The organism is Campylobacter concisus UNSWCS (assembly GCF_000466685.1).
GTDB classification, from domain to species: Bacteria; Campylobacterota; Campylobacteria; order Campylobacterales; family Campylobacteraceae; genus Campylobacter_A; species Campylobacter_A concisus_A.
The window spans coordinates 41,697-63,608 of sequence record NZ_ANNG01000010.1 but is presented as its reverse complement, the minus strand read 5'-3'; the positions used below and the strand labels follow the sequence as shown (position 1 = coordinate 63,608).

The following is a 21,912-nucleotide window of genomic DNA, read 5'->3' as shown; positions in this document are numbered from 1 at the left end:
TAAGCAAATCCCTACGCTATCTTACCTCTTGCCAAAACTGGCACTTTTTCGCAGACCTCATCGCCGCTTACGAGATAGGCGTAGTCATACAAATTTACCACCGGACAGATGTGATTTGGATAGATGCGAACAAGATCGCCCACGCGCACACTTTTTGCAAATTTCTCGTTTAAGATGATCGCATGCTCGTCAAATAGACTATCTATCCACACTTCATGCTCCGCGATGAGACCCATGCCAGGTGTCGTGCAAAAGCCCTCACTTCGCCTCTCTTTGGTTAGCGCCTTTGCCCCAGCATCAAGGATCGTGCGGGTCGCAGTCGGCCTTGAGATCACGACGCTAAGCACGCTAGCAGCGTTCATATCAAAGCTACCATAAGCATTTGCCTGCGACGCATCCATAAATATATATGTGCCAGGGCGCAGCTCCGTAACGCCTTTTGGTATCTCGAAGTCGTTTATCAGCGACGGAGTCGAGCCGATGCTAACGGTAAAATTTTTATATCCAAACTCACGCGCGATATCAGCAAATTTTAGCGTTCTCTTGGTTGCCACCCTAAAAATTTGCTCGCACTCACACTTATCTTTTGCCTTGTACGAGTGGCCATCATGCGAGAAAACGCCACAAAATTCCACGTTTTTACACTCTTTAAAAGCGCTCATCAAAGCTCTAAAATCGCCCTCTTCTATGACGCCCGAGCGGTTTTCACCAACCTCTATCTCGACAAGTAGCCTAGCTATCTCGCCAGCCTCTCCAAAGATCTCATCAATGAGCCTTAAAACGCCCACGTTATCGACGCCAAAGCTCACTTTTGCCCTCGCTAAATGCCTCTTCTCTGCCCCACTCTTTTGCAATGAGTCTTGCGATCTCGAAGTCGCTCTTGCTCTCGCCAAATGGCTTAACAAGCGGCTTAATGGCGAATAGATACTCACTAGTTGAGTTTGCCATCTCGATGTCCGTTCGCTCGCACTCAAGCGCAGCTGGCAGGACGATGTCGCTAAATTTAGCCGTGCTCGTCCAAAATGGCTCGCAAGTGATGATCGCACTAACTTTTTGCATAGCTTTTATCGCCCTGTTGGTCTCTGGATGCCTTGTAAATGTCGAGCCGTTGGCGTTAAACATCACTCTGATCTTTGGTAGCTTGTAGCTCTTGCCATTTCTAGTTATCTCCTTGCCAGGGCTTAAAAGCGCGTCTATGAGCCTTGAGTTTGGCAGCTCGTAGCCCTTAGTCTTTGGCACAAGGCCACTATCAATAAATTTTTGTGGCACCTTCGTCTCAAAAGCCGCTAGTTTAGGCGCTATGAAGCTTTCATCAGCGTTTTTGTGCATGCCGTCATTTGTGACAAAGCCACAACCCTCTTTGCCGATGTGTCCAAGCATCGCATTTAGCGTCACAAGCGCCCAGTAGGCCATCTCGCCGTGATCTTGCCTTTGGATGGCGTAGCCACTAACTATGACTGAGTCGTTTTTAGCTAGATCCTCGCTAAATTTCGCCAGCTCTAGCTCGCTCACGCCACAAATTTTGCTTGCCCAAGCTAGGTTTTTATTGACTCCGTCTTTTGTGCCAAGCATATACTCTTTAAATTTATCAAAGCCAACGGTGTATTTTTCTATAAATTCTTTGCTGTAAAGCCCCTTTTCAAAAAGGTAGTTGCACATACCTATCATCATCGCTGTATCGGTGCAAGGCACGACTTCAAGGTACTTTGCGCCAAAATATCTTGCGCTTTCGTTGTGATAAACATCGACGCTATAAATTTTCATCTCGCCGCTCTCGCCTTTTTTTCTGATCTCATCGTAGTATTTATATGAGTTGTGTAGCGGCACGCCAATGGCGATCTTGTTTGAAACGACTGGGTTTGTGCCCCAAAATACGATCGTTTTGGCATTTTTTAAGATAGCCTCCCACTTTGTTGGCGCTAGTGTTGGATCGATCGAGCCAGTGACGTGAGGCAAAATGACAGTTGCTGCGCCGTATGAGTAGCCACCAAGCTCATTTACATAGCCGCCAAGCACGTTAAGTAGCCTCTTTGCGGTCTTTTGGCTGTGGCCGACTTTACCAAGGCTACCCCACTGATAAACCTGTCCGTATATCGCTTCAGCGCCGTATTTATCAAAATTTTCTTTTAAAATTTTCGCACTTAGTTTTATCGCTTCGTCCCAGCTAACGCGCACAAACTCCTCTTTGCCACGAAGCTCTGGCTTTGGGTTGTTTGGGTCAGCCAAAAAGCTCTTTCTAACAAATGGATATTTTACACGGCTTTCGTTTTGGATATGATCAAGAAGTGCGTTGTTTAGCTCATTTGGGCATGCATCACCCTCAAATGGCTCAGTCTCTACAACGCGACCTGCGATAGTTCTTACATAAAATGGGCCAAATTTGTTTGCACTTAGTCCGCTTTGCTTGTCAAAAAGTGCCTGAGCTGCTCCGTCAAGCTCCTTTGCCTGAAGGCTTGCTGCGCTTAAGGCACCAAGCTTTAAAAAGTCTCGTCTTTTCATTTTTTCTCCGATTTTGGTTAAATTTATTGTTTTTGGTTGGTTTTATGAGTTATAAATTTAGTATTTTGTATCATCTAGTCATGAAAAGGCCTTGTAATGTAATACGCAAACTTGCGTCTAAATTGCGTTATTTTAGCCAAAAAAATATTAAAGGATAGGCAAATGGTAGGATTTTATGTAAATGTAAAGTTAAAAGCTGGATGCGAGGCGAAATTTGAAGAGATTTTAAAAGAGATCGTGCCAGCTTCAAGAAAAGATAAAGGCTGCATAAGCTACGAGTGTGGCGTAGTTGCAGGCACTAAAAGCGAATACTGCTTTATGGAGAGCTGGGAAAATTTAGAGAGCCAAAAAGAGCATATGAAGAGCGCTCACATGGTGAAAAATGCGGCTGCGCTGGAGGCTTGCAAAGAGAGCCAAGAAGTGAAAATAATAAATTTTGTAAGCGTAAAGGAATAATATTTGCTTAAAAAGGGACAAAATTTAGAAAAATGAGCGAAGAAAAGATGCTTGAGATGATAAACGCGACTGCCGATATTATGTTTATGGCTATACTTAGAGGACGTGTGAGCCTTGAAGCTTGCAAAAAGGACAAGGAGTTCATCGACGCTTTAAGAGAAGAGCTACTTAGCAAAAACCCAAACAAGCTCAAAGTCGCGCAAGACTCGCACCAGATGATCGCCATTTTCGAAAAATACCGCAATAAAAAATAATCCCACTTAAAATTTAAATTTATTTGCCGATATAGTGTTAAAGGATTTGACATGATAAACGCACTAAATGGATTTAATCAAAGCTTTAACTATCAAGACGCTTTTAATAAGCAGCCAACAACTATCGCAAATTTAGGCAAGGTAAAAATTTCTCCCAATGCCCTAGACTTCAAGCATCTATCACTCTCTGGCTACTCGTCAAATGATAAAATTTCTATCTGGGGCAAGATGAACGGGCTTGATAGCTCTATGGGTAAAGATGAAGTTGCTAGCCTTAAAAATTTCGTTGATAGCACGAAGCTTTGGCGAGTAAGCTCCATTCTAACCAGCGAGAAAAACGGCTTTAGCGTAGATGAGTTTAACAAAACTTACAATATATATGCTATTGCCACCGACAACCTGAAACTTCTAATCAACCACGCCAATGGCACACTTTATCTAAACCGCGAAGCTACAAATTTACTAGACTCTGATCTAAGCATAGATAAATTTAAAGACAAATGGCTGGAATTTACCGCCGAAAGGATACTTGGCGAGCATGCAAATGTGAAAATTTCTTTTAAAGACGGTGCCTTGCACTACGAGCAAACATCGGCTAAAAAGCGCATAGAAATCCTAGGTCAAGCGATGGCGCATCGTGTAAGCTACGCTGATAAAAATAGTAAAGATGAGTTTTTGAAATTTCTAAAAACAAGCTATGAAAAGGGCGAAAATATCGCTGATGTGCTGCAAAATATCGCCCTTGTGCCAGTTAGAGAAGATGGCGGTGAAGAGATAGAAGAAGAGAAATTTAAGCCTATGCAAGTTACCAAAAAGAGCGTGACCTACACGGATAAAGACATAAAACGTGAGTTTTTTGAGGAATTTATAAGGCGCGAGGTAGAAAACGGCGCAAGCTTTGATGATCTGGTGCAAAAGCTAAACAAGCTAAAGCCAAAGGATATACTGGCTTAGCTTTAAGTTTAAATTTTGGGGCTGGCTTAGCGCGCTAAATTTTATTCAGGCTCAAATTTAAAGAGCCAGCTTGGCTCCATAAATTTATATTCAGGATTAAATTTAAAAAGCCAGCCAGCCTAGCCCTCCAAAAAAATTTCTACTTTGGATTATTTATACTTATCACCATATTTTTCTCATCAAGATATAGCCTAGCAGCCTCTTTGATATCGTCATTTGTGAGCGCTTTGACCGCATCTAGATACTCATCAGCTGTGTAAAGTGGCGTGTTAAAAATTTTATTTGAGATGATGAGATTTTGCCAAAACTCAGGCTTTTCATAATCTTTTTTTATAGAAATTTCACTCTGCGCCTTAAAATCCTCCAAATGCTTTGGCATAAGCGCGCCATCACGCTTGATACTAGCTATTATCTCTTTTATCTCGGCGATGATCTTGTCCGTGTTTGCAGGGTCGCAAGTAAAGCCGATCACCGCTTTTGAGTGCTCATACGGATAGCGAGCGAGCCTAGCGTTTAGGCTAAAGCCGTATGTTTGACCTTTGTCTTCTCTGATCTTTTCTCGAAGCGCCGTTTTTAAGACCGAGCTTAGCGCTCTTAGCTTGACCACCTCTTTGAAGCTGTATTTTGTATCTAAATTTACGATATCCACGCTCACATCGCTTCTTTTTGTGCTTTGATACTCTCTTTTAAAGGTGTGCTGCCCTTTGATACTTCGCACGCCGTCATCTTTAAAATTTTCAGCCTCGCCAAGCTTTGGTAAGGTAGCGATATACTTTTTAACAAGTGGCAAAAGTCTCTCCTCGTCGGTGTCGCCGATGATTACGAAGGTGTATGAGGCTGCGTTTGTAAATTTATCTTTGATGATCTCTTTTAGCTCATTTAGCTTTAGCGCATCGATCTGCGCCATCTCAATGGGCGCTACACGCTTATTATTTTCGTAAAAAAACTTGCTAAATTCGGTGCTAAATTTATATTCAGGTAAATTTTGCTCTTTAGCTAGCTCATCTTTTGCTCTTTGCTTTATCCTCTCAAGCACGTTTGCATCGGCTCTTGGGAAGTTAAACTCTAAATTTATAACAGCTAGCAACGAGCTAAGATCACCACTGCTTGAAGAGCCGTAAATGCCCTGTGTAAGCGCCTCTATGCTCTTTTCGTAGCTTACTATCTTGTCGTTTAGCACCTTTGAAAGCTCGTAGTTGTTAAATTTGCCAACGCCACTTTCATTTGTAAGCGCAACCGCAAAGCCACCAAGCTTAGGATCGGCAAGATCTGAAGTGCCGCCCTTGCTAATGGCCGCAAACAAGATGCTATCTTTTTTGGTGGCTAGTGGCTTAAAGATGACTTGCGAGCCATTTGGCAGCTTATAAGTGTAGATGCCATGCTTTTGGTCAAATTCGCTAGAGACTATATCTTTTGGCTCTAAATTTTCATTGCCAAGGCTCTTATTTAGGCTCTGGCTAGCTGAATTTGTATCGTAAGGGCTAGCCTCATCTTTTAGCTTCAAAAAGGCCTCTTTGCTAAGTTTAAAGCCATCTTTGCTAAAGACCCTCACGCGCTCATCAGGTATGGCTAAAATTTGTTTAAATCTAGCATTAACATCCTCTAGCGTGATCTCGTTTAAGAGCTTTAGGCTAAGATTTTTGCTATCTTCATCGCTTAGCACAAAGCCTCCATTTTCGATCATATTTAAAATTTCACTTGCATAAACGCTTGATTTTTTAGTTTTTGAGCGTTTAAATTTAGCCTCTACATTTGCCACAAACGCCTTTTTCACATCGCTAAAATCGCCTTTATTAAAGCCAAATTTCTCAATGCCCTTTAAAACGCTTAACATATCTTTAAGGCTAGCGTTAAAATCATCTCCGATCACATTTGCCTCAAAGCTATAAATTTTTTGCTTTGCTTGAAGCGTTTGCGCCATAAAATCAACACTTAAATTTGATGAATTATTTGCATTTTTTTGCTCGTAAAGCATATTTATAAGGCTAGCTATTAGCGCATCTTTTAAATTTCGCTTCACGTCAGCCTCGTCTGAAACTGGCTTAAATTTATCAAAAAAGCTAAGCCTTACAAACTGAGCCGCCGTCTCGTTTGCGTCGTAGTTAAAGACATTTAGCCCATCTTTAAAAGCGATGCTTTTGTCTGGATGAACGTATGAGTTGCTGTTTTTTGCTGCGCTAAAGTTTTTCTCTATCAGAGCTTTTATCTCGTTTTTATCAAAGTCGCCAACTGCCACAAAGCTCATAAATCTTGGCTGATATAGCCTCTCATAAAACTCTTGCATGTGCTTAGCATCCACACTTTTTATCACGTTCATGTCGCCTATAGGCACTCTTTTTTGATAGATGCTGCCAGCAAAGATGTCCTTACTTTGGGCAAGATAGAGCCTATATGCTGGCGTGTTTCGCTGGCGCTCCTCCTCCATTATGACGCCACGCTCCTTATCAAGCTCGCCTGCGTCGATCTTTACGCCATCGATCCAGTTTGAAAAAACCTTAAAAACGTCCTTTAAATTTTTCTCATTTACATTTATGCTTAGCGTGTAGCTCGTCTGATCGTAGCTTGTTTGCGCGTTTAGATCAGCGCCAAATTTAACCCCGAGGCTCTCAAGCTGCTTGATAAGCTCATTTTTGCTAAAGTCACGGCTGCCATTAAACGCCATGTGCTCCAAAAAGTGCGCAAGCCCCTGCTCACCGTCTTTCTCATCAGTCGAGCCTGAGTTTACGACTAGGTAAAATATGGCCGTTTTTTGCGGGAGTTTATTCTCTTTTATATAGTATTTAAGCCCGTTTTTTAGCTCGCCACTTAGCATATCTTTGTCATTTTGCAAGGCAAAGAGGCTAAGTGCTAAGCACAAAAGTAGCAGAATTTTTCTCATAATCCGTCCTTTAAATTTCTATGTAAAAGCGGATTTTAGTATAAATTTTAAAATGCAAGATAAAGCTAGCCTGCTAAATTTGCAGGCTAGTTGAGAGGTGTTATTTTAGTTCGTATTTTTTAAGCAGTGCGTCGTAGCTGCCGTCTTTTTTCATCTCATCTAAAATTTGATTTATCTTAGCGATAAGTTCGCTCTGCTTATTTTTATCAAAAGCGATTGAAAAGCCCTCGCTACCATCAACCTCTTTGAAAAATGCCTCTACTTCAGGGTTTTTCTTAATAAAGCCATAGCCGATCGAGCTATCAAGGATGACTGCGTCAAATTTGCCAACTTTTAGCCCCATTATAAGTGGCACAGTATCTTCTGAAGGCACTACTTTTGCGCCATTTATCGCATTTGCAGCTAGCTCTTGGATGGTGCCTTGTTGCACGCCTACTTTTTTGCCAGCTAGCTCCTCTTTAGCTTTTAAAGCGTCGTTGCCTTTTTTCTTTAGGTAGATGTTTTCAGTTAGATAGTATGGCTTTGTAAAGTCAATCGACTTTAGTCTATCGGGAGTCGCGCTCATCGCACTTATGATGCCATTTATCTTGCCAGCTTTAAGCGCTGGGATGAGACCATCAAAGCTCATATTTATGATCTTGTATGAAAAGCCAGCACGCTTTGAAATTTCATCTATCAGATCGATGTCAAAGCCTGTTATTTTGTTATTTTCATCGATGTATTCAAATGGCGGGTAGTTTGCCGCTGTACCAAATTTTAGCTCGTTTGCACAAAGAGCAACAAAAGCTGTCAGTAAAAGAGCAAAGATCTTTTTCATGTCTATCCTTTAAGGTGATTTAAAGCCCTAATTATCGGCATTTATCTATTAAAATTTGTTTAAATTTAGCGCAATGATAGAAATTTACATAAGCTTGTAAAGTGTATAGGCAAGTGCTCTAGAAAGATTTTGATCAAATTTTAAACGAGCAATTTCGGCTCTAAAATTTGAGCTAAGCGGTAAGCGAAGCCAAATTTTAGTAGTTAATTCTTGTGGGTGAGTGAGAGTTTAAAATTTGTAACTACAAACTAAAATATTTAATTTTTACAAAAATGTTCAAGCAAATTTTAAAATTAGAGCTGGCATATCACGGCTCTAAATTTAGTAGTCTGCTAAGGCGAGTGAATGTAATTTTAAAATTTGAAAAACGCAGTAAATTTAAAGAGTAGCTAAATTTGAAGTAGCCAGCTGCAAATGTAGCAGCCAGCTAAGATTTTAGTTTTTATGGATGCGTAGGTAGCTATTTAGTGCGCCGACATAGGCCTTAGCGCTTGCCATCATCGTATCGATATCAAGTCCGTGACCCATTACGGCTGTTTTGCCCTCAAACTCGACTTTTACATCGACCTTTGCAAGAGCGTCTTTGCCCTGAGAAACAGCTGTGACCTTGTAGTCTTTTAGCGTGCCATTAATGCCGCTGATGCGATCAACTACCTTAAATATCGCATCAGCAGTGCCATTTCCAAGGGCTGAGTCGCTAACGATCTCGTCGTTATGTCTGATGCTCATAGAGGCACTTGCTAAGCTGCCACCGCTACTTTGAAGCAAGTCTGTGATCTCGTAAGCCTGCGGGATCTTGGTGATCTCCTCTGCAACAAGCGCCCTGATATCATCGTCAAATATCTCTTTTTTCTTATCTGCCAAGTCTTTAAATTTCTCAAACGCCTTATTAAGCGCATCACTATCAAGGTCAAATCCAAGGCTAACAAGCTTATCTTTAAACGCATGGCGGCCGCTGTGCTTGCCAAGAACGAGCGAGTTTTTCTCTAAGCCGATGCTCTCAGCACTGATGATCTCATAGGTCTCTTTGTGCTTTAGTACGCCGTCTTGATGGATGCCACTCTCGTGTGCAAAGGCGTTTTTACCAACGATTGCTTTATTTGGCTGTGGCTCGATACCTGTGATGCTAGCGATCAGTCTTGAAGTTGGATAAATTTCTTTTGAGATGATGCCTGTGTAAAGCGGCGCAAAGACGTCCTGGCGAGTTTTTATGGCCATCACGATCTCTTCAAGTGCAGCGTTTCCAGCACGCTCGCCGATGCCATTTATCGTGCCTTCAACCTGCCTTGCACCAGCTTTTATAGCAGCTAGTGAATTTGCTGTTGCCATGCCTAGATCGTTGTGGTTATGCACCGAAACTACCGCTCTATCGCCTATAAATTTTACTATTTCGCTAATGCGAGCTGTGATCTCCTCTGGATACAAGTAGCCAACCGTATCTGGGATGTTTATGGTTTTTGCCCCTGCGTTTATCGCTGCGTCGCAAATTTCTTTTAGAAAGTTCATCTCGCTTCTGCATGCATCCTCGCAGCTAAACTCCACGTTATCGCAAAATGTTTTTGAGTATTGCACTGACTCAACTGCACGCCTGATCACCTCGTCTGGGCTCATTTTTAGTTTATACTGCATATGGATCGGACTTGTTGCTATGAAGGTGTGAATTCTTTTGTTTTTTGCTGGAGCTAGTGCCTCGCCAGCTGCCTTAATATCACGCTCAACTGCACGTGCAAGCGAACAGACAGTGATATTTGAAGCTTGCTTTGCGATCTGATTTACCGCGTCAAAGTCTCCAGGGCTAGCCGCTGCAAATCCAGCCTCCATCACATCCACACCAAGCCTTTCAAGCTGAAGTGCGATCTGAAGCTTTTCAGCTGTGTTCATAGAAGCTCCTGGGCTTTGCTCGCCATCTCTTAAAGTCGTATCAAAGATTATAATTTTATTTTTATCCATTTTTTGTCCTTTTATAATTTTTTATATTTAAATTTAATGAGTTAAGTAAAGAAGAATTTGCTACCTAAGTAGCAGCAGTAGAGAGTTTTTGATTTCGATTTTTGGTAAAAATTTACGCGATTTTATTATGCCATTTTCGCTCATTCGCTCTCCTTTTTTTTGTGATTTTTGCTAAACATTATCGCCGCTCTAATAATACCATAAAGCACGTAAACACTCATTACTAAAGTTGCGCTCTCGAATGGATATAGATAAAGCATAGAAAAAACAACTACAAGTGCTACTAAAATTCGTATAACATGAGTTTGTTTTAAGTTCATCTTTTTAAAGCTTGGATAGCGGATGTTGCTAACCATCAAGATAGCTAAAACTGCTTCAAGCAATATCAAGCACCACTCAAAACCCTCTAAGAATGTGCAGTCTACATAAATGCCGATCCAAAGCACACTTACAATCGCTGCTGATGGTATAGGAAGTCCGATGAAAACATTTGGTTCGTATGTGCCGGTAGTGACGTTAAAACGAGCTAGTCTAATAGCTCCAAAGACTACAAACATAGCTGCTATTAGTGCACCAAATCTGCCAAATTTTGCACCAACTGTTAGATAAAACAAGATCGCCGGAGCCACGCCAAATGCTACAAGGTCCGCAAGGCTATCAAACTCTACTCCAAATTTGCTTGTAGTCTTTGTAAGTCTTGCTACGCGTCCATCAAGTCCGTCTAAAATCAGTGAAAGAATGATGTAAATAATAGCTTTAAAATAATTTCCCTGAATAGATGAAATAATGCTTATAACGCCCAAAAAAGCGCTTGCTGCGGTAAATAAATTTGGCAAGATATACATTAACTGCATTTTTTGTAAGCTATTCATTTTATTTTTCCTCTTCAAAGTATCCAAGAAGTGAAGCAGCTTTAACGCTCTCGCCAACGCTTACGCAAATTTTAGTATCTCTTGGCAAGTATAAAATCACTTCTCCGCTTCCTAAAAAGCCAAATTTTCTAGAGGCTTTTAGACTAGTAATGTTATAAATTTCCAAACTTCTGCTAAAAACTCCAGCTATGATCTTCATAGCAAATTTGATATTTCCTTTTTCAAAACGAATTATCGCTCTTTCATTTAGCATTTCTGAAATTTTCATCGCCTGACACAAAAATAGTCCGTGCCTTCTTTTTATATCAATAACTTTTGCATCGCTCACCGCTCTTAGCGTGCCGACACCAAAAAACGGCTTTGAGATAACTATCTTAGCTACTTCTTTGTCATCAAAATTTGAAACACTGATCTCTTTTATCTTGCCATCTATAGGTGAAAGTAAAGCTAGTTTATCGTCAGTAAATGGCTCTCTTTCAGGATCTCTAAAAAAATAAAGAATTAAAAGAAGTAACGCTAGAAAAAATAGCGGCGCAATACCAAATAACACAGATATAACAAATAAAATCAAAAAGAATAATATAAATTTATACCCTGCTTTTGCGATGTAACCACTCATTTTATTCCTCTTTTTTGCCTTTTTCCTCTTCTTCAAGCTCTACAAGCCTGCTTTCAAGACCATTTTCTTCCTCGTAGTTTTTGATGATCTCTCTAACTCGTTTTCCCTCGATAGTCTCTTCTTCATAAAGTGCTGAGACCATGTTTTCAATGGCACCTTTATAAATTTCAAGAAGACCAAGCACAGCCGTATATCTCTCATGAAGAAGTGCTTTTACAAATTCATCGACCTTTTCGGCCATCTTGTCGCTATAGTCTTTTATGCTTTGTCCGCCATTTAAAAATGTTGCGCGTTGCTTCTCAAGTACCATAAGGCCGGCAACATCACTCATACCATACATACTAACCATAGCTTTTATGATATCAGTTGCACGCTCTAGGTCATTACTAGCTCCAGTTGATATCTCTTTTATAAAGACCTCTTCGGCAGCCCTACCAGCCAAAAGTACATCCACTTCTGCAAGCAACTCATGCTTTTGCATCATAAATTTATTTTCTTCAGGTGTATTTAGCGTATAGCCAAGCGCTGCAAGACCGCGTGGTACGACTGAGACCTTTGTCACTCTTTTTGCACCTTTTGTTAGCTCAGCTACCAAAGCATGGCCGCTTTCATGGTAAGTGACTATCTTCTTCTCTTTTGGATTTACGCGGCGTGATTTTTTCTCTAAACCAGCTATCGATCTCTCGACAGCCTCCACTAGATCAGCCTGCTCAACAAAAGTTTTTGACTTACGTCCTGCAAGAAGAGCTGCCTCATTTATGATATTTTCAAGATCAGCCCCTGCTAAACCAGTAGTAAGCCTTGCGATATCTTCGATATTAACGTCTTTACCGATTTTCACATCTTTCATATGGACTTTTAAAATGTCGCAACGTCCTTTAAAATCAGGCTTATCAACAAGCACTTGCCTGTCAAATCTACCCGGTCTTAAAAGTGCAGCATCTAAAACTTCAGGTCTATTTGTCGCTGCTATAACGATGACTGGTGACTTATCCGCATCAAAGCCGTCCATCTCAGAAAGAAGCTGATTTAGCGTCTGCTCTCTCTCATCATTTCCTCCCATCGGACCAGAATTTCTGCTCTTACCGATCGCATCGATCTCATCTATAAAAACAATCGCTGGAGCCTCTTTTTTTGCATTTTCAAAAAGATCTCTAACTCTACTTGCACCAACGCCAACAAACATCTCTATAAAGCTTGATGCCGACATAGAGAAAAATGGCACACTAGCCTCGCCCGCAACAGCTCTTGCAAGAAGCGTTTTACCAGTACCTGGAGGGCCAACTAACAAAATACCTTTTGGAATTTTAGCTCCAAGTCTTAGGTATTTATCTGGGCTCTTTAGATAATCAACTATCTCTTGAACCTCTTCTTTTGCCTCTTCAACGCCTGCGACGTCGTCAAATTTAACTTTTGGTTTTTCAGAATTTATAAGCTTTTTCGCACTTCCTATGCCAAGTATGCCACCGCCGATATTCTTTTGCATACGACTAGCGATAAACATCCAAATAGCAAAAAATATAAATACCGGTATGATCCATGAAAATATAAGATCTCCAAACCAGTTATTTTCGCTATAAACGCTGTAAGTTATGCCATTTTGCTCAAGTATGCCAATGAGTGTTGGATCATTTATGCGCTTTGCGAGGTAGATGGTTTTGTCATTACCAACGCCTTTTATCGTGGTTTCAGATATCGCAACTTCATTTAGTTGCTTATTTTTTAGCATATCCTTGAATTCAGAATAAGCTATCATCTTGCTTTGAGCGTTGCTACCAAGCCCAAAAGTACCGCCTAGTCCGTCACCACTAAAGCTTCTAAAAGCTAGAACTATAACTATCGCAAAAATAGCAAAGATAAAGATGGGGTTTTTGTTGAAAAACCCGTTATTGTCGCCATTATTTTGGTTATTATTTTGGTTATTCATCCATTTCCTTATAAACAAAGCTAACCCAATCATTAGCCTGTTTTATCTCAACTAGCTCCAAATCCTTAAACGTATCTTTAATCCTATCTTCGTATTTGTTTAAAATTCCAGACAATACTAAATAGCCGCCTTTTTTAAGCGATTTTTTTAAGTCATTTGAGAGCATAAAAATGACATCAGCAATAATGTTTGCTACGGCGATGTCATATTTTTGCTCTAAATTTGCAATAGAACCTGTCCAAATTTTATTAAATTTAACCTCATTTAGCTGGGCATTGCTAAGCGAGCTTTGCGTGGCCTGCTCGTCTGTATCGCAAGCATCGACCTTGCAGCCAAGCTTTGCTAAAGCTATGCTTAATATCCCGCTTCCACATCCCACATCTAAAGCGCTATCGCCACTTTTTGCATATTTTTGTAAAAGTTGCAAGCAAGAATTTGTGCTTTCATGATGCCCTGAGCCAAAGGCTAGCGCTGGGTCGATTATGATATTTGTTACACCATTAAGTGGCTCTTCCCAGCTAGGTCTAATATAAATTTTATCAACCAAAATAGGCTTAACTGCCTTTTTATATTCGCCTAGCCAGTCTTTATTTTCTTTTAAATTAAGAGAAATTTTTAAATCATTTGGAATTTTACGAACGATAGAGAGCCCTTTTGCATACTCTTCTACGCCCCAAGCTATATCTTTTAGATCATACTCTTCCCTGATGATGATCTCATGATCTAGCTCTTCTACACAGGTGACCCCAAAAGAGAAAACTAACTCTAAAATTTCATCATAAAAATTTGATGTTTTGATGCTTAATTCGTAAAATTTATCTTTCATTAACCAAGAACGTCTTCAAGCTTCTCTTTTAAAACTTGTGGCGTAAAAGGTTTAACGATGTAGTTATTAACACCTGCTTTTAAAGCTGTTATAACCTCGGCTTTTCCGCCCTCTGTTGTTACCATTATGATAGGCATATCAACATATTTTTGCTCAGCTCTTACCTTTTTAACAAGCTCAAGACCGTTCATCTCAGGCATGTTCCAGTCAGTAATAAGAACCTCAATACCCTCGTTTTGCGTCAAGATATTCCAAGCTTCAAGCCCGTGCTCAGCCTCGAGAATTTCTTGATGTCCTAACCTTTGCAAAGTATTTTTTATGATCCTTCTCATTGTTGAGCTGTCATCTACAACCAAAATCTTCACATAATATCCTTTTAGTAAAAATTGCCCTATTCTAGCTAATTAAAATTTATAAAAGCTTTAACGCTAGCCAACTTGTTTGAAAGCATCTTTTAAATCAAGTCGTCCCTCATAGTAAGCTTTACCAACGATCACACCAGCTATCTCATTTGTCTCTTTAAGTGCTAAAATGTCGTTCATATCGCTCACACCGCCACTTGCTATGGTCTCAAGCTTGCTGCTTCTAGCTATTTGCAAGCTAAAATCAACATTAACTCCGCCAAGCATTCCATCTTTGTTAATATCGGTGCAAATCACAGCTTCTACACCCACATCTGCAAATTTTTTTGCAAGATCGACCGCTTTTATACTTGAAACCTCGCCCCAGCCTTGCACTGCCACATAGCCATCTTTGGCATCTATGCCAACTACGACCCTATAAATTCCAGCCATTTTTGCTGTAAATTCTGGATCACGAAGGGCAACTGAGCCAAGGATCACTCTGCTAACTCCAAGGTCTAAATAGCGCTTTATACGCTCTTCATCCCTTATGCCACCGCCAACTTGCACCTTTAAATTTGTAGCTTTTACTATCTTTTCGATCGTGTTAAAATTTATAGTTTCTCCTACAAATGCTCCATCAAGATCAACCACATGCAGCCATTTTGCGCCGTAGCCTTCAAACCTCTTAGCAAGCTCACTTGGCTCACTGCTATAAATTTTAGCGCTTTGCATGAGCCCTTTACTAAGCCTAACCGCCTGCCCCTCTTTTATATCTATCGCTGGGAAAATTTCCATCACAACCTCGCAAAATTTTCTAAAATTTTAAGCCCGACCTCGTGGCTTTTTTCTGGATGGGGCTGAAAGCCAAAGAGATTTTCATGCTGCACCGCGCTTGTAAATTCATATCCATAAGTTGTCTTTGCAAGCGCAAATTTATCATCGCAAACCACGTGGTAGCTATGCACAAAGTATAAATACTCAAGCTCTTTTAGCCCTAAATTTAAAGGACCATTTTGTTTAAAGCTAAGTGTGTTCCAGCCAACGTGTGGGATCTTTAGTGGCTTATCAAATTTAGCTTCATCAAATTTAACGACCTCTCCTGGCAAAAGAGAAAGCCCCTCATGCTCGCCAAATTCAAAGCTTTTTTCAAACAAAAGCTGCATGCCAAGGCAAATTCCTATAAAGGCTTTTCCACTTTTTACAGCCTCTTTTATCGCCTCGTCCATGCCGTTCATCTTTAGCTTTTTCATCGCCTCACCAAAAGCTCCAACGCCTGGCAAAACGATGTGTGAGTGCTCTTTTAAACTATCAGGCTCACTTACTAAGACGCATTTTTTATCAAGAAATTTAAAAGCATTTATCACGCTTTTGATGTTGCCCGCACCATAGTCGATCACCGCTATCATCTATTTTCTTGTCTTTTTACACTAAAGAGATAAAAGCTAAGTGCCGCCATTAACATCGCTACACCGCCTATTAGATAGATAGCGTTTATGATATTTTCAGGTGCGGTGATAGCAAATTTAAACACAAGCATAAGCGCCTCAATGGCAAGTGCGATGATGATAGAGCCGATAAATCTAACCATCGTCTTATAAATAACGCTATTTTCTTCGTGATTTTTGCCTAAAACTTCTTCTTCAAATATCGTCTTTACAAGGTCAAAAATGGCAAGAGCCAGCGTTAAAATAATGGTTGATTCAAAAATTTCTTCTACGTTTATATGCTCGATACTCTTTGAGATAAAGCTCTTTACGCCGTGCCAAAATAAAAATGCGCAGATCATAAAAAGCGATGCGCAAAAGAGTGCATAGACTGTCTTTAAAAATCTACCAAAATGCTCCTCGACAAAGCCGCTATCGACCATATTTAGGATATTTTCTAGGCTTATGTCGATGCAGGCGATAAATTTAAGCTCATTTTTTTCATTATAGATAGGCACGCTTGCTGTGACACACAAACCTCCATTTAGACTTGATGGATATGGATCACTTAAAACGCACCTTTTCTCGCGCACAGCGGTGTAGTAGTAGGCTTTGTTTGCGCGGTTTTCACCTTTTGGAATTTTGTATTTTTCATTTAGGCTGATCGAGTCTTCGATCTGTATGCCATTTTCGTCTAAGATATATAGTGCGTCAAAATTTTCTATCTCGTGGCTGATCTTATCAAAGCCAGCTTTTATGTTTTCTAAGCACACTCCAGGCAGTCTGTTTGGCAAATTTCTACTAAATAAATAGCAGATATACGCCCTTGCCTTATATCTCGTGTCACTAAATCTCTTAATATCTTTTATAACCAAAACTAGCCTTTTAAATTTAATGCATGATTAAACTCTGGCACGATCACCTTAAGAGCAGGTGCCACCTCGTCATCTTCAAGCTGCAAAAGCCCATTTATCTGTGAATTTAAAAGGGTCAGATCATAAGGCTGTGAGTGTGTCACGAAGATCGACTCATACTTAGTTTGAACGTCATCTTTGTTGATAAGTAGCTCTTCATAAAGCTTCTCGCCAGGTCTAAGCCCCACAAATTCGATACCCAGATGCTCTTTATTTGAAAGCAGAAGCATCTTTTTAGCAAGATCGACGATCTTAACTGGCTCGCCCATGTCAAGCACGAAAAGCTCTCCGCCTTTTGCGATAGAGGCTGCTTGAAGGACTAGCTGACACGCTTCAGATGTAAGCATAAAGTATCTTGTGATCTCTGGGTGCGTGACACTTAAAGGCTTGTTTGCAGCGATCTGCGCTTTAAATTTAGGTATGACTGAGCCACTTGAGCCAAGGACATTACCAAAGCGCACACAAACTATCTCGCAGACACCTGCTTCGTTTGAATTTAGCGCATAAAGCTCGCAAACACGCTTAGTTGTGCCCATGATATTTGTTGGGCGCACTGCCTTGTCCGATGAGATCATGACAAATTTCTTAGCACCATATTTTTTAGAAAGATCAACTGCATTTTTTGTGCCAAGGATGTTGTTTTCAACTGCTGAGCGAGGGTTTAGCTCGCAAAGTGGCACGTGTTTATATGCAGCTGCGTGGATGACGATCTCTGGTCTAAATTCTTCAAAAACCTCTTCAAAATCTTTTAAATTTGTGATATTTACGAGTTTGCTAACAGTTCTTTTATCTCTTGTATCTTCGCCTATTTTATAGAGGTTAAACTCGCTGTGCTCAACCATTATAAGCTCGCTTACGCCGTATTTCAAGCACTGCTTACAAATTTCGCTTCCTATACTACCGCCAGCTCCAGTGACAAGCACTTTTTTATCTTTTAAGAAATTTGAAATGGCTTCTGGATTAAGGTCTTTTGGCTTTCTAGCGAGCAAATCTTCGATCGAGATATCTTTGATCGGCTCATTTTCGATAAGCGAAAAGAGCTTCATATCTCTTATGCCATATCCAGTTAGCTCATCAACTAAAGCTTGAAGCTCGTCTTGATCAAGTGCTAGTGCGATGATAGCAGTCTTTGCGTCGTAGTCTTTTATAAGGCTTGGTATATCTTTTTTATCTTGAACTAAAAATCCATCACAATATGTGCCAACAAGGTCGCTTCTGCCATCTACCACACCAACTGCATAGTAGTCAAGATAGCCCTGTTTTAAGCCGCGCAAGACGTGAAGCGCCTTTGAGGTCGCGCCTATAACGATACAAGGCTCGCCTTTGTGGGGTCTGTTTGAAAAGTCAAGTGCCATTCGTTTTGAAATTCTTAATATTCCGATAAGCAAGCACGATATTAGCATATCTATTAAAATTACACTTCTTGGATACATTGCAAAAATATCTTGCAATATAAAAAAAAGTGGTGTAAATAAGATCGCCGCACAAACGTGAGCTAGGAAAATTTTACGAGCCTCATTTAAGCCAAAAAATCTCCACGGTACCTTGTAAATTTTAAACATCCACATGAAAAAGAGCTTAAAAACGATCAAAAATCCAGCCGTTACAAAAAGCCCTTGCACGTAGATATCTGGGATGTCGGCGTTAAATCTTAAAAGATAAGCCGCATATATCGAAAAAACAAATATAAAAACATCACCAAGAAGGAAAAATACGAGCCTTTTTAACTTCGTTGCATGAAACATTTACGCATTTTCCTTGACTATTTTTATCACTCTTTCTTGTGTCTGCTCGCTCATATCGCTGCCGCTTGGCAAGCAAATTCCTCTTGAAAATAGATCTTCACTATATCCATCAACAAAGCTTAACGCACCTTTAAAGACAGGCTGCAAGTGCATAGGCTTCCAAAGTGGGCGGCTCTCGATATTTGCATCAGCTAGTGCTTTTATAACCTTTAAATGCGCATCTTTTTTAGCAAAAACGCCAGTTGTGAGCCATCTGTTTCCACGAGAATTTGGTAGCTCTGGCATAAATTCTAAAATATCGCCAAGCTCTTTTTCATAGATATCAAATACTCTTCTCTTTTGCTCGACTCTCTTTTCTAAAACCTCCATCTGAGCCACGCCAATAGCGCCTAGGACGTTACTTAAGCGGTAGTTGTAGCCATAATCCTTGTGCTCATAGTGAAGCAAAGGTTCTCTTGCTTGTGTGCTGTAAAATCTAGCTTTTTCTACAAATTCGCTATCTCCAACTAGCATGCCGCCACCTGAAGTAGTGATGATCTTGTTGCCATTGAAGCTATATCCGCCCATCACGCCAAATGTGCCAAGTGCCTTGCCGCCGTAAAATCCACCAAGCGCTTCAGCTGCATCTTCAACCAAGGCGATGCCCTCGTTTTGGCAAATTTCACAAATTTCTTTCATCTTTGAAGCTTGTCCATAAAGATGAGTGACGACTAACGCTTTTGGCTTTTTAGGTAAATTTGAGATCGCTTTTTTAAGTAGCTCTGGGCTTAAATTCCAGCTCTCGTCGCAGTCGATGAAGACTGGAGTTGCCTTTTCATAAAGTATCGGCGAGACTGAAGCCATAAAAGTAAAGCTAGAAGCTAGCACAAGATCGCCCTCTTTTACGCCAAGGACGCGCAGTGCTAGGTGAAGTGCCGCAGTTCCAGCGCATAGTGCAAGCGCATCTTTGGCACCAGTATAGGCCTTTATGCTATCTTCAAATTTATTGACATATTCGCCAAGTGGCGCTATGTAGTTGCTTTCAAAAACTTTTTTTATATATTCCTGCTCTTTTCCACTCATGTTTGGTGGAGATAAAAAAACCCTATCCATTTTCATACCTTTCGTGATTTTTTGGCGATTTTAGCACTTATTTTTAAATTTATATCTTAGCGCGCTCGCATGCAGGCACGCCATACGCCTTTATGCCATCTTTTATATCTCGTACAACCACGCTTCCAGCGCCAATGACGCAGTTTTTACCGATACTTATGCCTTGAATGACGCTTGAGCCAATGCCAACGTGCGTAAATTCGCCCACGCTAACGTTTCCAGCAAGGGCTGCATTTGGGCTGATGTGAGCAAATTTACCTATCACGCACTCATGCTCTATCACTGCACCAGAGTTTATGATAGCGCCCTCTTTTATGCGAGCTTTTGCGTTTATCACGGCATTTGGCATGACCACTACACCTTTTTCTATCACAGCGCTTTCGCTCACAACCGCACTTTTATGGATCAAATTTACTATCTCAAAGCCAGCGGCCCCCACCTTTTGGCTGATCTTTTGCCTTGTTTTATTATCACCTATGGCTATTATGATGTCAGCTTTTTCAAGCTCTGGGCTAAATTTACGCTCACTAGCATCGTCTAAAAAAACTATCTCATCATAGCCATTATCTCTAGCAATGTCAGCGATCACAAGCCCGTGCCCACTCGCTCCGTAGATGTAAATTTTCTTAGTTTTTGCCATTAAATTTCTCCGTCGTCGCCTGCCCCTCTTTGCTGACGCCACTTCGTTTTAGCACCTTTTCTATTGTCTGCAAAGCGATCTTTACATCAAGCATAAAGCTTAAATTTTTAGCGTAATAGACGTCGTATTCAAATTTTTTCTCCCAGCTTATGGCGTTTCTGCCATTTACCTGCGCTAGACCCGTGATACCAGGGCGCACGTCGTGGCGGTGCTTTTGCGTTTCGTTATAGATGGGTAGATACTCGACCAAAAGCGGCCTTGGTCCGATAAAACTCATATCGCCCTTTAGCACGTTAAAAAGCTGTGGTAACTCATCGAGGCTAAGTGAGCGGATCAGTTTGCCAAATTTACCAAGACGCTGATCATCTGGCAAAAGCTCGCCATTTGCGTCACGCTCATCGCTCATCGTCTTAAATTTATAAATTTTAAAAATTTTCTCATTTAGTCCTGGTCTTGCCTGTGTAAAAATGACATCACGACTTACCTTAAAATATATAAATATCGCCGTTGCTATGATGATGGGCGACGTTAAAATAAGCAAAAACAAAGCCCCCAAAATGTCAATCACCCTCTTTAAAAAATTTCTATACATCTATAAATTTCCTATAAATTTCTATATATCTTTTCGCGATTTGCTTCTCGTCGAATTCACTAACTGCCCAGTCTCTGCCATTTTGCCCAAGTTTAGCGCAAAGCGCTTCGTCATCAAGCAAAATTTTTATCTTACTAGCAAGATCACTTGCGTCTTTTACCTTGCATAAAAGTCCGTTGTAGCCGTCCTTTACTGCCTCATTACAGCCTGTCACGTCGCTTGCAACGACTGCTTTAGCCATGCTCATCGCCTCTAAAACCGTTCTTGGAAAGCCCTCTTTATAGCTTGGCAAAGCCAGCAAGTAAGAAGCTTTTAAAAGCTGTGGTATGTCGTTTCTAGCGCCAAGATATCGCACCTTGCCACCTTTTAAAAAGCTCTCGTCTGCGGTTGATTTATTACCAGCAAAGCCCTCGCCCACAAAGACAAATTCGCAGTTTTTATAGCCATTTAAAATTTCAGCTGCCTCGTAAAATTCACGAACACCCTTGTGCCACATGGCTCTGGCGATCATCAAAATGACCTTTTTTTCACCCAAGTCCGCTGCCTGCGTGATAGCTGGGTCAAATTTAGCAGTATCGACGCCGACACTTTTTATGCGGTACACCTTGCTTTTATCTATCAAATTTTTTGAGATCAGATAGTCTGGATCTGCGTTATTTACGAAGATGCAAGCATCAGCCTTTGAAAAAGATAGCTTATAAAGGCTCTCCATGACAAAACGCACAGCCTTTGTCTTAATATCATCATCGATATAAAAGCTACCAAGGCCTTCGACCAAATTTATCACGTGCTTTATGCCAGCGTTTTTAGCAGCAAATGTGCCAAAGACATTTGACTTGTGAGCGCCAGTTTGAAGCAGGTCTAAATTTAGCTCGCCTAAAATTTGAGATAATTTTTTTGAGTTATTTATCACGGTTAGCGGATTTAGGCTCGCCTTATCAAGCTCGTAGGTGACGGTGTGAAAGCTTTTAGCAAGCTCATTAGTGAAATTTCCTTTTGGAGCGATAGCAAAAACCTCATGCCCCATATCTTTTAAAGCCTGCATTATAGGGCGTCTAAAAAAGTGTATGCTCATATCAGCGTGGCTTAAAAATCCTATCCTTGCCATC

Annotated in this window: 21 protein-coding genes and 1 pseudogene; 4 read left to right on the top strand and 18 right to left on the bottom strand. The window is 40.7% G+C overall.

Features of this window, described 5'->3' with window-relative positions; translation table 11 throughout:
- Positions 1-11: 11 nt before the first annotated feature.
- A complete protein-coding gene (locus tag UNSWCS_RS03470) occupies positions 12-809 on the bottom strand; it encodes an alanine racemase (RefSeq protein WP_021087348.1) in 798 nt (265 codons plus the stop codon).
- On the bottom strand, positions 790-2,499 hold the full coding sequence (locus tag UNSWCS_RS03465; RefSeq protein WP_021087384.1) for a molybdopterin-dependent oxidoreductase: 1,710 nt from the start codon (positions 2,497-2,499) through the stop codon (positions 790-792). Before UNSWCS_RS03465 ends, UNSWCS_RS03470 begins: the two co-directional genes overlap by 20 nt.
- A gap of 162 nt (positions 2,500-2,661) precedes the next feature.
- Here UNSWCS_RS03465 and UNSWCS_RS03460 point away from each other — a divergent pair, with 162 nt between their 5' ends.
- The 4 genes and pseudogenes from UNSWCS_RS03460 to UNSWCS_RS12730 form a co-directional block, all read left to right on the top strand.
- The gene (locus tag UNSWCS_RS03460; protein WP_012140151.1) at positions 2,662-2,955 is read left to right on the top strand and encodes a putative quinol monooxygenase; all 294 of its coding nucleotides are present in this window, start codon (positions 2,662-2,664) and stop codon (positions 2,953-2,955) included.
- A 32-nt stretch (positions 2,956-2,987) separates the two neighbouring features.
- Positions 2,988-3,209 (top strand): hypothetical protein, encoded by a 222-nt coding sequence (locus tag UNSWCS_RS03455; protein ID WP_002941152.1) that lies wholly within the window; start codon positions 2,988-2,990, stop codon positions 3,207-3,209.
- 51 nt (positions 3,210-3,260) lie between these two features.
- Entirely contained in the window at positions 3,261-4,163 is a 903-nt protein-coding gene (locus UNSWCS_RS03450) for a hypothetical protein (protein WP_021087413.1), read from the top strand.
- Between the two features lie 38 nt (positions 4,164-4,201).
- A pseudogene (locus UNSWCS_RS12730) lies at positions 4,202-4,345 on the top strand (hypothetical protein); the annotation flags it as partial.
- On the opposite strand, the gene UNSWCS_RS03445 reads toward UNSWCS_RS12730, so the two are convergent.
- From UNSWCS_RS03445 to pglA, 16 genes are all read right to left on the bottom strand, one after another.
- Positions 4,303-7,041 carry a M16 family metallopeptidase gene (locus UNSWCS_RS03445; RefSeq protein WP_035143406.1) on the bottom strand — a complete coding sequence of 913 codons (2,739 nt, stop codon included), beginning with the start codon at positions 7,039-7,041 and terminating at the stop codon, positions 4,303-4,305. The pseudogene UNSWCS_RS12730 and the gene UNSWCS_RS03445 overlap by 43 nt on opposite strands.
- 100 nt (positions 7,042-7,141) lie before the next feature.
- The gene (locus UNSWCS_RS03440) at positions 7,142-7,858 is read right to left on the bottom strand and encodes a basic amino acid ABC transporter substrate-binding protein (RefSeq protein WP_012140154.1); all 717 of its coding nucleotides are present in this window, start codon (positions 7,856-7,858) and stop codon (positions 7,142-7,144) included.
- A 435-nt stretch (positions 7,859-8,293) separates the two neighbouring features.
- Positions 8,294-9,808: a 2-isopropylmalate synthase gene (locus UNSWCS_RS03435; protein ID WP_021087381.1), complete on the bottom strand. Its 1,515-nt coding sequence runs from the start codon at positions 9,806-9,808 to the stop codon at positions 8,294-8,296.
- 140 nt (positions 9,809-9,948) lie between these two features.
- Complete coding sequence (gene pssA, locus UNSWCS_RS03430; RefSeq protein ID WP_021087403.1) at positions 9,949-10,680, bottom strand: CDP-diacylglycerol--serine O-phosphatidyltransferase; 732 nt, start codon at positions 10,678-10,680, stop codon at positions 9,949-9,951.
- A 1-nt stretch (position 10,681) separates the two neighbouring features.
- On the bottom strand, positions 10,682-11,299 hold the full coding sequence (locus UNSWCS_RS03425; RefSeq protein ID WP_021087307.1) for a phosphatidylserine decarboxylase: 618 nt from the start codon (positions 11,297-11,299) through the stop codon (positions 10,682-10,684).
- Position 11,300: 1 nt separating this feature from the next.
- Positions 11,301-13,226, bottom strand: coding sequence for an ATP-dependent zinc metalloprotease FtsH (gene ftsH, locus UNSWCS_RS03420; protein ID WP_021087314.1), 1,926 nt, complete (start codon positions 13,224-13,226; stop codon positions 11,301-11,303).
- Positions 13,219-14,052: a 50S ribosomal protein L11 methyltransferase gene (locus UNSWCS_RS03415; RefSeq protein ID WP_021087369.1), complete on the bottom strand. Its 834-nt coding sequence runs from the start codon at positions 14,050-14,052 to the stop codon at positions 13,219-13,221. Before UNSWCS_RS03415 ends, ftsH begins: the two co-directional genes overlap by 8 nt.
- Positions 14,052-14,417 (bottom strand): chemotaxis response regulator CheY, encoded by a 366-nt coding sequence (locus UNSWCS_RS03410; protein WP_002939933.1) that lies wholly within the window; start codon positions 14,415-14,417, stop codon positions 14,052-14,054. Before UNSWCS_RS03410 ends, UNSWCS_RS03415 begins: the two co-directional genes overlap by 1 nt.
- A gap of 63 nt (positions 14,418-14,480) precedes the next feature.
- Complete coding sequence (gene hisA / locus UNSWCS_RS03405; protein WP_021087295.1) at positions 14,481-15,191, bottom strand: 1-(5-phosphoribosyl)-5-[(5-phosphoribosylamino)methylideneamino]imidazole-4-carboxamide isomerase; 711 nt, start codon at positions 15,189-15,191, stop codon at positions 14,481-14,483.
- Positions 15,191-15,802: an imidazole glycerol phosphate synthase subunit HisH gene (gene hisH / locus UNSWCS_RS03400; protein ID WP_021087294.1), complete on the bottom strand. Its 612-nt coding sequence runs from the start codon at positions 15,800-15,802 to the stop codon at positions 15,191-15,193. The genes hisA and hisH overlap by 1 nt, the downstream gene beginning before the upstream one ends.
- A complete protein-coding gene (locus UNSWCS_RS03395; protein ID WP_009294679.1) occupies positions 15,799-16,695 on the bottom strand; it encodes a PDC sensor domain-containing protein in 897 nt (298 codons plus the stop codon). Before UNSWCS_RS03395 ends, hisH begins: the two co-directional genes overlap by 4 nt.
- A 2-nt stretch (positions 16,696-16,697) precedes the next feature.
- Positions 16,698-18,479 (bottom strand): UDP-N-acetylglucosamine 4,6-dehydratase (configuration-retaining), encoded by a 1,782-nt coding sequence (gene pglF, locus UNSWCS_RS03390; protein WP_021087320.1) that lies wholly within the window; start codon positions 18,477-18,479, stop codon positions 16,698-16,700.
- Entirely contained in the window at positions 18,480-19,571 is a 1,092-nt protein-coding gene (gene pglE / locus UNSWCS_RS03385; RefSeq protein WP_021087360.1) for a UDP-N-acetylbacillosamine transaminase, read from the bottom strand.
- Between the two features lie 49 nt (positions 19,572-19,620).
- Positions 19,621-20,211 carry a UDP-N-acetylbacillosamine N-acetyltransferase gene (pglD, locus tag UNSWCS_RS03380; protein WP_021087334.1) on the bottom strand — a complete coding sequence of 197 codons (591 nt, stop codon included), beginning with the start codon at positions 20,209-20,211 and terminating at the stop codon, positions 19,621-19,623.
- Positions 20,198-20,803, bottom strand: a complete 606-nt coding sequence (gene pglC, locus UNSWCS_RS03375; RefSeq protein ID WP_012140183.1) for an undecaprenyl phosphate N,N'-diacetylbacillosamine 1-phosphate transferase — start codon at positions 20,801-20,803, stop codon at positions 20,198-20,200. Before pglC ends, pglD begins: the two co-directional genes overlap by 14 nt.
- Positions 20,796-21,911: a N,N'-diacetylbacillosaminyl-diphospho-undecaprenol alpha-1,3-N-acetylgalactosaminyltransferase gene (gene pglA / locus UNSWCS_RS03370; protein ID WP_021087411.1), complete on the bottom strand. Its 1,116-nt coding sequence runs from the start codon at positions 21,909-21,911 to the stop codon at positions 20,796-20,798. Before pglA ends, pglC begins: the two co-directional genes overlap by 8 nt.
- Position 21,912: the final 1 nt, after the last annotated feature.